Source organism: Parendozoicomonas haliclonae, from assembly GCF_900174585.1.
GTDB lineage: Bacteria > Pseudomonadota > Gammaproteobacteria > Pseudomonadales > Endozoicomonadaceae > Sansalvadorimonas > Sansalvadorimonas haliclonae.
In genome coordinates, this window is the sequence record NZ_FWPT01000013.1 from 60969 (window position 1) to 73774 (window position 12806).

The following is a 12806-nucleotide window of genomic DNA, read 5'->3' on the forward strand; positions in this document are numbered from 1 at the left end:
TCTAGCCTTCCTGCTCCTGTGGGAGTCGGTCTTGGTAGTTTTTCTGCCACACCTCGGCTCCCATAGACGCAATCTGATGCTCAATCATGGACTCAAAAGCCTGCAGCATCTGCCGGCAGGCATTCTGGCTATGCCCTGCCTGTTCAAGGACAGCCACAACAGCTTCAACAGTTGAAAGAAAGCCCTGCCCGGGCACCTTGCGTAACCGATAACGGGAAGCCATTGGCTCGGAAAGAGAAATACGGGGCAACTCAGCCAGACGCGGAAACAGATACAACATCTTGCGGGACTTCTTCCAGGTCGCATCCAGAACAATCAGCAACTGTTCGTTGCTATCTGGGCTTTGCTCAGCTCTACGAACAGAGAGAACATCGGGTTCGTCGACCTGCTCACCTGGATACAACAACCAGCACCGTCCCTGATAGAGCTCTAACAGCTTTAACAATGCCTCATTACTGGAAAAATCTTCACCCTCAAGAATCTCACAATTGCTGACGGCAAGATCAACAATACCTCCGGTATTCAGAGCATGCTTTTTCTCTTTGCCCGGCCGGAGTATTACTATCCGAAAAGGTGCAGCACAGGTATCCAGCCCTGAACAATAACAGGCAGACACCGGTCGATGACAACGAGAGCACAGGGCTCGCTTGGATGAGGCAACAGTCACAGGGGCAAACACGCAAAATTATTTGCCCCGATTATAACCCGACTCAGCGTCGTTCCCGCGAGACAATAAACGGGTTGCTGTACCCCTGATAGGGCACATGTTCACCGGAGGCACTACGCCAGATGCCCTGATGCCCTATCCGATAAGAGCCTTCCGCAACACCTCTGGGAATATCCCAATCAATACAGGCTTCGCCATCCGTCGAGCCGGATACCCAGTTAGCCTGCCAGTGAAAGCGGGTATCCCAGCTGTCATCAGTGGCGACCGTAACCCACCCTCGATCCTGCTGCCAGTGCTCGATGGTTAATAATGTCTTCAGCTGTCGAACGGTCAGGTTGGGATGAGAGGCGGTAAAACAGGCCGTCACCGTCTGCCCGGCCAGCCACATACTGTGCACATCAGCCGTCACCTCACCATGTTGTTCCAGCGTACCGGAACAAGGCACACAATCCGGTTCCAGCTGTTGATAAAACTGATCCAGATTGTCGGGTTGCGCACTCTCCAACAGCCCGTCAGGCTGACCGATCAGCTCTGTGGCCAGAGAGGTAAAGATCTTCTGGTAAGCCGGCAGAGTGTTCGGGCCAAACAGCGTGGCACCGCCTTCATAAAGCTGTTCCTGATACTCTTCCGGCGTAGTGACATAAAGGCTGTAGTCATTACTGTAACCGGCCACCATCAGATGTCCGAACGTATTTCCGGTAAGAGCCCGAACTGTTTTTTTCAACCGGTCACCAGCGGTAATCGTGAACTCGGCAGGTACGGCTAATAAGCCCAACTGGCCGATTTTGAGAATGGAGACGGGCAGCACTTGCGGTGCCCAGCTGTAGGTCGCGATCTCCTTGGGAACCGCCCCACCCATAAAGGTGCTTACAACACGATTGATATAGTGAAAATCATGCTCGCCACCCAGGCCCAGCAGGCTGACCTTGGGCATCTGGCAATCTTTCATCTCCTCCGTGAGCCCGGTCAGCCAGATACTCCCCCAGTTAAAAGGCCAATAGTCCTGCTTCATATTGTCGTTAAAAAACCAGCGCCAGGGCTTGGGCCGGCCATCCACAGTGCCGGCCGCAAAACCATATCCGGCCACGGCTGGACAGGTATGGCGCTGAAGACTGTCGGCAGGCGCAGACTCGACGGCTACTTTTGATAGATCCACGTAATGATGCACATAGCTGAGCTCGCCCGTCACCTCCTCCGAAGCCTGCTGAAACAGCTGATAACCTTTGGCAAACTGCCGCCAGCCAATCATTCTTGCATTCAGTTCCGGGGTCATCTCCGGGCCCGTTCCATCAAGGAACAGATTCGGAGTCATATCACCAGCATTGGTCTGGGGAAATGCGGCAACGGCTCCCTCGCCCATCGCTTTCTCCATAAGCTGTGCGGCATAGGCTTTGTTATCACCGGAGATCAGGGTGTTGGTGATCGGGAATGACACTCCATGAGTGGCAAACCAACCCATCATGCCAATAGCTTTGCCATTCTGCTCAAAACGCAGCACCGTCATTTCAGGATCGATAGAAGGCCGGTCCGCAGCTTCCGGGTTACGTAAAAAAGCCTTAAGGGAACGGTTGGCACTGGCATTATTGAGCTGGCCAATATTCATCAGCACCCGTCCGGGCGCCAGGGATTCATGGGCCTGAACAATCGCCTCGACAATGCCATCCCGCATGGCGTTGTAAGCTAGTGACGAGTAGCCGTGAGTCGATAAGCTGAACAGGAGGTGACCACCCTGACCGCCATTACCACTGTGGGTATGATCGGCCATCAGCACAAGGTTGGCTTCACCATAAAGATCGCCGTAACGCTCCTGCAGCTTTTGGATAATCGCCCGGGTCACATCCCCAAAAATCACCGCCATGCTGGCAGAAACCATCACCACTCGCTGGCGGCTTTCAGGGTCAACAATAATAAAGGCGCGGGCCCAGAGCCGGTCATGGATACCGGTTCCCCGCTGACTGGCCTGCCCGTACCCCATAAACGGAATCCCCACAGGTGGGCCGGTGATATCACTCTTACCCACCCCAACCAGCCATTGCGCCGATTTATCCCCCAGACAATGCCCAGAACAAAGCAAAATAATTGGAAACAAAAGGAACGTTATTCTTTTTAGTTCCATCTGTATTACCACAGCTGCTGGAATCGGCGCACAGTATAGATGCACATCCCGGATATACATCCACCATGCTGCCGCCCGCCTGTAACACAGGATTATGAGCAGAAAAAATGAGTTGCTTACATAAGAGATGCGCCGAACAGGGAGCCATGAAAATAGACCAACAAGAACTTTAGTACCAAACCGATCCCTACAACGATCGCATCCCGCCAAATGAGAAGGCCAGACGGACCTCCGAAGGCTGGCTAAAAGCGAAAAGGCCATCCACCTGTGCATATAGCCAAAAGAAGCCCAAGAACAGAGCAAAGCTTCTCCGGCCATCGCATTGACTCCTCTCAGCAAACAGCGTCATCACAAAAGACAAGCGAACTACAGAATACAAGTACATCGTCGTCTTACACTTCTTGCTGATGCTTCTTGTTGTCCTGTCCAAATCCACCCTGAAGAACTGAAACAGTCAGCTATGCTTGTTTCCCCAACCTTCTGCTTCATCTATGCCAGGTGCTTACGGAAGCCCCAACATGGCAGCCATGGGAGTTCAAACCATGAAAGCAAACGACAGCAGCCAATTGGAACAGATAATCGCGGATGTCCAGCAGGCTCAGCTGCAATACGCCACATATACCCAGGAACAGGTGGATGCCATCTTCCGTAATGCCGCGCTGGCCGCTGCCGATGCCCGAATACGTCTGGCGCAGATGGCTGTCGAAGAGTCAGGTATGGGGGTGGTGGAAGACAAGGTGATCAAAAATCACTTCTCCTCCGAGTACATTTATAACAAGTACCGGGATGACAAAACCTGCGGCATTCTCGAACGAGATCCGGCCTTTGGTATTATCAAGGTTGCCGAACCCATAGGGGTAATTGCCGGAATTATTCCGACCACAAACCCGACCTCAACCGCCATCTTTAAGGCCTTGCTGGCCTTGAAGACCCGCAACGCTATTATCTTTTCGCCCCACCCACGCGCCAAAAACAGTACCTGTACCGCTGCACGTATTGTGCTCGAAGCGGCAGTGGAGGCTGGGGCTCCGCCTAACATAATTAACTGGATTGAGAACCCAAGTGTTGATGCTTCCAACGTGCTGATGAAGCATCCGGCAGTCAACCTGATTCTGGCAACCGGCGGCCCGGCGATGGTGAAAGCAGCCTACTCCTCCGGCAAACCGGCGATTGGTGTGGGAGCAGGTAATACCCCTGTCGTTATTGATGAAACGGCCGATTATAAGCAAGCCGTTAGTTCGATTCTGATGAGTAAGACCTTCGATAATGGTGTGGTCTGTGCTTCCGAACAGTCAGTCATTGTCGTTGACAGTGTGTACAAACAGGTCAAAGAACGCTTCACCAAACAGGGTGGTCTGGTGCTGAAAAAAGCCGATGCCACCAAAGTGGGTGCAATCCTGTTGAAGGACGGTCACTTGAATGCGGCCATTGTCGGACAGCCAGCGGTCAAGATTGCCAAACTTGCCGGCCTGACAGTTCCTCACGAAACCAAAGTGCTGATTGCGGAAGTCAACGATACTTCTGAGAAGGAACCCTTTGCCCACGAAAAACTCTCCCCTACTCTCGCACTTTATAAAGCCAAAGACTTTGAAGACGCCTGCAAAAAAGCGGCCGAGCTGGTAGCCCTTGGCGGCATTGGTCATACCTCTGTGCTTTACACCGATCAGGATGGTCAGAGCAATCGGGTAGAAGCCTATGGTCAGGCTATGAAAACCGCCCGTATTCTGGTCAATATGCCGGCTTCACAAGGCGCTATCGGTGATCTCTACAACTTCAAGCTGGCACCGTCTCTGACTCTGGGTTGTGGTTCCTGGGGCGGTAACTCCATCAGTGAAAACGTCGGCGTTAAACACCTTATCAATGTGAAGACAGTAGCCATGAAGCGCGAAAATATGTTGTGGCACAAATTGCCAGATTCCGTGTACTTCAAACGGGGCTGTCTGCCTATTGCTCTCGATGATCTGTCCGGCTGCAGCCGGGCGGCCATTATCACCGATGCCTACCTTGCCAGCAGCGGCATGGCCAGCCAGGTGACCAGCATTCTCCGTGAGCATGGTATACAGGTACGGGTATTCTCCGGGGTAGAGGCTGATCCGACGCTGAGTATCGTCAAGGAAGGCGCGGATATGCTGAATGAATTCCAGCCCGATGCCATTGTCGCCTTTGGCGGTGGATCACCGATGGATGCCGCCAAGATCATGTGGGTGATGTATGAGTATCCGGATGTGAAATTTGAGGAACTGGCTCTGCGGTTTATGGATATTCGCAAGCGGATCTATCCATTCCCGCATATGGGTATCAAGGCGAAGTTTGTCGCTATCCCAACATCTTCAGGAACCGGCTCCGAAGTCACACCGTTCGCAGTAGTGACCGATGAAAAAACCGGTATGAAGTACCCGCTGGCGGATTATGAGCTGACCCCGCACATTGCCATCGTTGATGCCGACCTGGTAATGAACATGCCGAAAACGCTCACTGCATGGGGCGGGATTGATGCTCTATCCCATGCAATGGAAGCCTATGTTTCCGTACTGGCAACTTCCTACACTGATGGCCACTGTCTGCAGGCGATTGCCATGATCTTCGAGTGGTTGCGTCCATCCTATGAAGAGGGTGCAGGTAATCCAAAAGCCCGGGAGAATATGCATAACGCCGCCACTATTGCCGGTATGGCCTTTGCCAATGCCTTCCTCGGCGTCTGCCATTCCATGGCGCATAAGATCGGCAGTGAATTCCATCTGGCTCACGGCCTGGCTAACGGTCTGCTGCTCAGCTATGTGATTCGCTATAACGCCACCGATAACCCGACTAAACAAGCGGCATTCCCGCAGTATGAACGTCCGATGGCCAAATGCCGCTATGCGGCAGTGGCCGACCATCTGGGCTTAAGCGGCAAGGATAATGAAGCGAAGGTTATCAGTCTGATCAATGCTCTCGAGGACTTGAAGCGTGATGTGGGTATTCCTGCCTCGATTCAGGAAGCCGGTATTCCGGAAGATCTGTTCCTGTCCAAACTGGATGAAGTTGCGGTCGATGCCTTTGACGACCAGTGCACCGGTGCCAACCCTCGCTACCCACTCATTACCGAGATCAAGGAGATCTTGCGTCGGGCTTACTATGGTGAGGACCCTCGCAAGCCGTTCTAAATAACCTGCAACCAATACACCCATACAAAAACGCTGGCCAGCATTTCGCAGACCAGCGTTTTTTAATAGATGGAACGATCAGGTTAACAAATGGCCATCATCGGTCAGGTTATTAATTAATGTGGTTGAGTCAGAGGTACCGTACTGGCTGGACAGGTCCACTCCATCAAGAACAATTTTCTGCACTGTATCGCCACCAGCCGTGGTCGAGATATTGATGGTAGTATCACCGTCTGCAAAATTAAACGACAAGTATTCTGTTAAATTACCCGCCGCGTTGTCAGGAAGCAGATCCCGCAAATCCAGCACATCCCCTTGATTCGCTTTATCAAAATCTGTCACGGTATCGATGGCAGGCGAGGCACCGGTTCCCACATCGGCAGCACGCCAGATAAAGAAATCTGCACCATTGTTGCCGGTTAGTGTGTCATTACCAGCGCCACCAATCAGTTCCTGATTATTCCCATCGGTATTGCCGGAGGAATTGGTGGCTGCAAGAGTATCATCGCCGTCGGTGCCGGTCAGAGTACCATCAATAGGCACCAGAGTGATTTCGATAGCCGTCAAGGTATCACGGCTGCCGATCAGATTACCGCTGTCGTCATACTCACTGACGGTCACGGTGACCTGCATCTCCTGTCCCATACTGGTGCTGCCGGTATTGTTGATGCCAGTCATGGTCAGGCCACTGGCACGGGCATCAAAGCTATCCAGCCCGGCATTATTTCCAGCATTAGCCGTCCATACCCAGTCTGCATAATTATTAGTCGCCGTGCCGATACTTGTTAGCGCATCCGGGGCATTCATGTCGGAGGAGTACATATTATCAATCCGTAGCCCGGTAATTTTTTCATTCACTGAATTGGTCGTGATATTGAAGTCGAGAATAAAGCTGTTATCCGAAGGACTTACATTATCAATGCGCTGGTAGGAGGTGAAAGTCGCTGGTGGTGCAACCGAGACCTCGTCGGAGCCATTCACGTAGAACGTTAATACGCTCTGACTCGATTCCCCATCGCCATTCAGAGCCGTGTATACAAAACGTTCATTGCCCGTCTGTGATCCAGTAAGGTTATTGGTGGCATCCCGGGTATTGTCCAACGCATAGCTATAGCTGCCATCAGCGCTGATGGTCAGTGTTCCATAGGTGCCCTGAACCACGGTATCGGTACCCACTGTCTGAGCGCTTCCACCATTGGCAGTTGCTATCTGGCTGACACTGGTAGCGGAGGTATCGTTGGTTAACAGATTTCCGGCCGTTTGTTCCGGCGTCACACTGGTCGCCGCCATACTGTGGTTTAGGGCTGTAAGTGTCGATTCCGATACAGAACCTGTTGTCGTATCAATCTGGTAGGCCGAAGTATCGTCCAGCCCATAGAGATTTCCCCCCAGTGAGACAAGCCCGCCAGAGACGTTACTCGGGAAATGCTGCTGACTGACCGTCGGAGTAAATGAACCATCGCTGACGTCAATTCCTACCAGAGCACTGAAGCTTTCTCCATTACCGCTCATGTAGGAGTAGGCGTACCCCACCGTATAGAGCTGACCGTCATGCCAGGCCAGATCACCGCCAAAACTGTCCAGCCCAGTAATATCTCCCAACAGCGTGGCCTCTCCTGTCGCAGGATCAACCGAACGTATTTCACCACTGGAGTGCAAAACGTAGAGCGTTCCATCGGGACCAAATGTGGTGCCTGAGGGTACCCCCTGCATTGAATGCGAACTGACTGCAGTAGCCTGAAGCGTAGAAGTATTGATCGTGTAAATCGTGTCATGGGTTACGGCATACAGTTCTCCGGAAGGCGACTGAGCCAGTGTATAAGCGGTATAACCAGAGGGTTGTACAAGCCCCTGAACATTGCCCAGCAGATGAACCTGTCCATTATCGAGGTTCACCATAGCCAAACGCCCCTGAGAGGTATCAAAACTGTAGGCGTAATTGCCTGGCATGGATGACTCATGGACAGTCGCAGAATCTAGCGTGGCAAAACCGGTGGCCAGTACATCCACGGTCAGTGTCGCCGTCCCGGTATTGGTGCCATCACTGACGGTATAGGTAAAGGTATCCGTTCCGCCTCCGGATGCAGAGTTCAGTGGCACATAGCTGTAAGTCCCATCCTGGGCGATCAGCAGGTTGCCATAAGTGCCCTGAATGGTGGTTGCGCCGGTCTTGGCAATTTCCGTACCACCCACATGACTGACCACCAGACTGGCGCCCTGCACAGTCGTAGAATCATTAGCCAGCAGCCCTTGGCTGGCCAGACTGTTGGTCACCGCCGATTGATTTGCCGCCACACTCAGCGTTTCCCCCTGAGCCGTTACCGGACCCGGTGGGGTTGTATCCGGCTGACTGGGAGTCTGCGCTGGTGGCGAAGCAGGTGCAGGAGTAGTTGGAGAGGAAGGGCTGCTATCAGAGATCTGCGAATCAGCTGCATTCGTGCTGGAAGTCGCTGGTTGAGTATTACTCGTACCAACAGCAGTCTGAGCCGAGTTTGGCGACAGTGACTGACCACTACTACCTGCTGGAGAGGTTGGCGTTGTCGCGGTTGTTCCAGCAGATGTTGGGCTGGATGCTGACACACTGCCCTGAGAATTATTCAGCGCAGCCTGAGTATTTAAGGTTCCATTTAAAACCGGTGTGGTGCTGCTATCACTGGCTAGCCCGGAGCTGGCTATAGCGGCACTGCCATTGCTTGCAGAGCCTCCGGATACAGAAACCGGAGCACTGATCACCGAACCAAAACTGCCGCCACTATAAGATAAATCTACCGGGCTGAGAGCTGGGGCGGAGAATGGCACACTGCCACTATCCAATGCAGATGAACGTTCCAGAGCAGGTGTCTGTCCGCCACGGCTTAGCTCACCACCACCAAGACCTCCGCCCTGAAAGCTGCTCTCGTTAACGATGGGAGCATTGCCGTTAGCTTGGGAAGGAGTAATTATCGGAGAAGAGTCAGGGCTCACATCCTGGGCAAGCTCAGACGCAAATAACGGAGCTGATGGATCAACCAGCCCCTCCTCAGAACTATCAGAAGTTTCCGACTCCTGCTCATCCGATGTCTGTGCCAGCGTTTCCGAAAGGCCTGAAAGCGCATCAGTGGGAAGTTGCAGAATCGTCCCATCAGCCAGTTGGACGATCAACTGTCCGTCAGGCCCAAGGGCAATCTTCTCACCGCCCTTCAGATCCGCTTCAATATCCAGAGGCTGAAGCGTGCCATCAGCCAGACGCAGCATCACGGCTCCGTTGACAATAACAGCCTGTCCTATAGCTGCGTAAGAATCTGCCACAACCCATCCTCCTGCAGATGTCCTTACCTTTAGGCTAATCAATGCCTCTGCCTTGGAAATAACCAAACGATATAATTTTGACCCACCTGATAACGCCAACCGTCAAATAGGCCACTTCACGCAGCACACCGGGCTTGGATACAATCACCCGCCCAGAAAACCCGAGGCAGGAGAGCACAATGGCTCTGGATAAACAGCAGCAGGATCAGTTGGATGCGGCGGTTTTTCGTCGTCTATTGAAGCATCTGGACGACAACAAGGATGTGCAGAATATTGATCTGATGATTCTGGCCAATTTTTGCCGGAATTGTCTGGGCAAGTGGTACAAGGCCGCCGCCGATGAAGCCGGTGTGGAAGTGTCCGATGACCAGGCCCGAGAGCGAATCTACGGGATGCCTTACAGCGAGTGGAAGAAGAACCATCAACAGCCAGCTACGCCCGAGCAGCTGGCCGCTTTTGAAGAACGACAGAAGAGCCGGGGTTAAATCCAAAACACCGGGTTGTCCAGAGACTCGACCAGCCGGGGCAGATCTGCTCCGGCCATAATGAAGGTTTTCTCGGGCAGCCCAGGCGTCCACAGCAACTCAGCATGGTCGGTCAGAGTTTTATCCACCACCAGCACGATGTCTTTATCCAGACCGAAGGGACAAACAGCCCCCGGCACACACCCGACTCGCTCTACCATCTCTTCATTACTGCAGATAGAGGGACGGCTGCCCAGCAAGTCCCGAATCGCTTTGCTATCCAGGCGGGTGTCCCGGTGGGTCAGGAAAATCACATAACGGCCATCTTTTAAACGCAAAAACAGACTCTTGGTCGGCTCTGCCGTCCAGCCCATGGCACTGGCCACCCGACTATCCGCTTCGTAATCCAGAATCGGCTCATGGTCAAAGCCCTGCCAGGCAATCCCGGCACTATCCAGCAGGGAAATATTATTTTGGTAAATCGCTTGAAGTTGCGTGTTCACAGGAAAGCCTTTCAATGTCTCAAGCCATGATTTTCACACAACAGAAGCTCTGTCAGCCAAAGAATCATTCTAGGGGTTAATCAGTTTGGCTAATACACCTGCCGGTAGGTGAGATTAATGCGCGGCCCGACCTTACGGGCCGTTTTGGTAATTTGATGCTGCCAGTGTTCCTGGATACCTGCCCCCATCAAAATCAGCGAACCATGGGGCAAGTCCAGGGTCAGTGTCTTTGTTTTATCGTCCACAGAACGCAGACGAAAACGACGTGTCTCCCCCAGACTGATGGAAGCGATAACTGGCCGCTCACCCAGCTCGGGTTCGTTATCGGCATGCCAGCCGTTGCTGTCCCGCCCATCCCGATACAGGTTTACCAAAACAGCATTAAATCTCTGCGCTGTCTGCTCTTGTAGCTGGTTCCGAATGCCCTTAAGTTCCGGTAACCAAGGCTGGGGCGATAGTGTCATACCGCTGTAACGATAGGAACACTGTGAATCGCCATACCAGGCCTGCAGCCGTGGCAGGGGATGTTCTTTCCCATAAATTTTGATCACGTCCTGCCGCCAGCCGACCACTTGCAAGAGCTGTGTATAAAGCTCATCGGCACTGGCGCTATCCAGCCACTCCGGCAGGAAATACAGCTGGCCGCCGGCCAACGGAATCACTTGAGCTGATGGGATTTCATTAATATTCATCAATCCGCTCTGGACAATCCGACAAAACAGAACTGTATTTTTATACAGTAGTTTGAAATAATGCAAATCGACCGTTGGGCTTTCGGGCCCATCGGACAACAAATTTACGGATAACAACGTATCAGAGGATCGCTAATGGCCGTAATCCCAATGTGGCAGTGCGACCGGGACGGAAGCATGTTTGCAGACAAGAAAGCCGCTGAAGAACACGATCGCATGCTTGAGCTGGCAGAGTGCCTGACCGGTTTCCTACAGAACCACCTGACTCTGGAAGATGATGCTGCCGAGGGTATCGGTCTGCTTCTGGCCCGCAACAAAGAACTGCTGGCAAAAGCTCTGAAGGGTAAGCCGGATGTTCTGCTGGAAAGTCAGCCGGAAGCAGAAGAAGCTTAAGGCTGAGGATTGAAGAGCAGCCTGATCACATCATCAGGCTGCAAATTCAGGCATCAATTACACGGTGCCGGCAAAGCGAAATTAAAGAAGTTAAAGTAGGTAATCGGTTCATAACCTGTACCATCATAGGTTCTGACCATCAGGGTTTCCCGGATCAGACAGTAGTCCTCACCGCTGACTTCCACCAGCAGCTCACCCTGAATCTGCTTCCGCAGTGGAATACCCAGGTCATTTTTAATAGTCGCCCAAGGTATATTCAAACGGGCTATCTTAACCAGCTCACTCCCCTCTTTCTCCATCAGCTGCTCGGCATAATCCTCAATTTCATCGGTGACCGAAGTAATATCGAGATTATCCCAGTCATTCCGCTCAACCGCGGTTTCCATAGCCGCTTCGGTGGCAGCTATAGCTTGCTCGAAGGCAGAGAATGATGGCACAGCAAGGTTGACAGCCTTGTGGCTTTGTATAACCAGAGAAGTCAATTCTTCCGCATAGTCCTCAATACCAGCAACATAACGAAGGTAATCGCTATGGTCGATTTTCCCTTCATTCTCCAGTCGAGCATTGATTCGCTGCACCTTCTCGGTGGCACGATTCAGGGCAACGGTATAGGTCGCAGCCGCAAAATGCCTGGCATATTCATCAGCATTCTCGGCCAGCTCACAGGTTTGCTGCTTCTCCGGCACCTGGGCAACGTAATCGGCGTATTTTCCCTTACAGTCCGCAGCAAAGCTTTTATACTGCGCCAGCCTTTTGTTAACGCTGTCCAGCTCATCGAGCTTTCCACCAGTACGCGCTTTGCCTTTTTCCAGAGCGTCCCAGAACCCTACCCGGTTAACCTGCTTGTTGAAGTCACCATGAACGGCTCTCCAGTTTGCCATGGCATTATGGTTCTGGGTAAAGGTCGCCTGAATAAATTCCGGCATGCCGCGCATCGCCTCATGGCGTGTAATCATCTCGGCAATCACCGGTTCACTGTGAAACTCCACAGGGATCGTGCCCTTGATCTTGTCCGCCTTGATCAGTTCCTGCTGGCACAGCCGACTATGGGTGGGCCTGTAGGCTTCCTGCTTTACACAGCTTCTGGTTTCCATATTCACCAGCTGCTTGTGATACATATTCGCAAATTTGTTGATTGAAGAGATACGCTCAGCAGCAGTGACCAATTCTTTCAATTGGTCGTGATGACTTTTCAAAGCGACAATAGCATCGGCAGATTTGATAGCCTCAGAGAACTTCTCATAACGCTTATCCAGACCTGCAACTTCTCTTTGACATCCCTTCAGTTTTAAAGCTTGAGGATTACAGTTTTTAGCAGCGGCCTTTCTGATGTACTTGTCGTAGGATTTCACAGCATTTTGAAGGGCACGCTCTTCTTTGGTTGCTGCGTTTGATTGTGTTGCCAGACCAGCGGTCGTCAGAGCCATAACACTGGACAATAGAAGATGGCGCCATTGTGTGGCGGATAGGATATTCAACGTGTAGTCCTTACATGTTGTCTGCGTGCATCATTGCACTTGTCAGAGTGCTACTGTTG

General features: G+C 52.3%; 9 protein-coding genes. 3 read left to right on the plus strand and 6 right to left on the minus strand.

Features of this window, described 5'->3' with window-relative positions:
* Position 1: 1 nt before the first annotated feature.
* Complete coding sequence (locus EHSB41UT_RS21740; RefSeq protein ID WP_165767371.1) at positions 2–667, minus strand: tRNA-uridine aminocarboxypropyltransferase; 666 nt, start codon at positions 665–667, stop codon at positions 2–4.
* 43 nt (positions 668–710) lie between these two features.
* Positions 711–2756 carry a neutral/alkaline non-lysosomal ceramidase N-terminal domain-containing protein gene (locus EHSB41UT_RS21745; RefSeq protein ID WP_165767372.1) on the minus strand — a complete coding sequence of 682 codons (2046 nt, stop codon included), beginning with the start codon at positions 2754–2756 and terminating at the stop codon, positions 711–713.
* 569 nt (positions 2757–3325) lie between these two features.
* On the opposite strand from EHSB41UT_RS21745, the gene adhE reads away from it, so the two are divergent.
* On the plus strand, positions 3326–5929 hold the full coding sequence (gene adhE / locus EHSB41UT_RS21750) for a bifunctional acetaldehyde-CoA/alcohol dehydrogenase (protein ID WP_087113027.1): 2604 nt from the start codon (positions 3326–3328) through the stop codon (positions 5927–5929).
* A gap of 78 nt (positions 5930–6007) precedes the next feature.
* On the opposite strand, the gene EHSB41UT_RS21755 is transcribed toward adhE, so the two are convergent.
* Positions 6008–9217 carry a type I secretion C-terminal target domain-containing protein gene (locus EHSB41UT_RS21755; protein WP_087112971.1) on the minus strand — a complete coding sequence of 1070 codons (3210 nt, stop codon included), beginning with the start codon at positions 9215–9217 and terminating at the stop codon, positions 6008–6010.
* A 179-nt stretch (positions 9218–9396) separates the two neighbouring features.
* On the opposite strand from EHSB41UT_RS21755, the gene EHSB41UT_RS21760 reads away from it, so the two are divergent.
* Positions 9397–9702, plus strand: coding sequence for a DUF1244 domain-containing protein (locus EHSB41UT_RS21760; protein ID WP_087112972.1), 306 nt, complete (start codon positions 9397–9399; stop codon positions 9700–9702).
* Here the strand turns inward: EHSB41UT_RS21760 and EHSB41UT_RS21765 are convergent.
* Positions 9699–10184, minus strand: a complete 486-nt coding sequence (locus tag EHSB41UT_RS21765; RefSeq protein WP_087113028.1) for a YbaK/EbsC family protein — start codon at positions 10182–10184, stop codon at positions 9699–9701. The two genes, EHSB41UT_RS21760 and EHSB41UT_RS21765, sit on opposite strands and share 4 nt — an antisense overlap.
* Before the next feature lie 89 nt (positions 10185–10273).
* Positions 10274–10876: an alpha-ketoglutarate-dependent dioxygenase AlkB family protein gene (locus EHSB41UT_RS21770; RefSeq protein ID WP_087112973.1), complete on the minus strand. Its 603-nt coding sequence runs from the start codon at positions 10874–10876 to the stop codon at positions 10274–10276.
* A 135-nt stretch (positions 10877–11011) separates the two neighbouring features.
* On the opposite strand from EHSB41UT_RS21770, the gene EHSB41UT_RS21775 reads away from it, so the two are divergent.
* Positions 11012–11269, plus strand: a complete 258-nt coding sequence (locus tag EHSB41UT_RS21775; protein ID WP_087112974.1) for a YebG family protein — start codon at positions 11012–11014, stop codon at positions 11267–11269.
* 53 nt (positions 11270–11322) lie between these two features.
* Here EHSB41UT_RS21775 and EHSB41UT_RS21780 read toward each other — a convergent pair whose 3' ends face one another.
* Positions 11323–12747 carry a hypothetical protein gene (locus EHSB41UT_RS21780; protein ID WP_133060616.1) on the minus strand — a complete coding sequence of 475 codons (1425 nt, stop codon included), beginning with the start codon at positions 12745–12747 and terminating at the stop codon, positions 11323–11325.
* Between the last annotated feature and the right edge of the window lie 59 nt (positions 12748–12806).

What these genes read in the sequence shown, in the direction of transcription:
- adhE (WP_087113027.1), top strand. Translation starts at nt 3,326, where the DNA reads ATGAAAGCAAACGACAGCAGCCAATTGGAACAGATAATCGCGGATGTC.
- EHSB41UT_RS21760 (WP_087112972.1), top strand. Translation starts at nt 9,397, where the DNA reads ATGGCTCTGGATAAACAGCAGCAGGATCAGTTGGATGCGGCGGTTTTT.
- EHSB41UT_RS21770 (WP_087112973.1), bottom strand. Translation starts at nt 10,876, where the DNA reads ATGAATATTAATGAAATCCCATCAGCTCAAGTGATTCCGTTGGCCGGC.
- EHSB41UT_RS21775 (WP_087112974.1), top strand. Translation starts at nt 11,012, where the DNA reads ATGGCCGTAATCCCAATGTGGCAGTGCGACCGGGACGGAAGCATGTTT.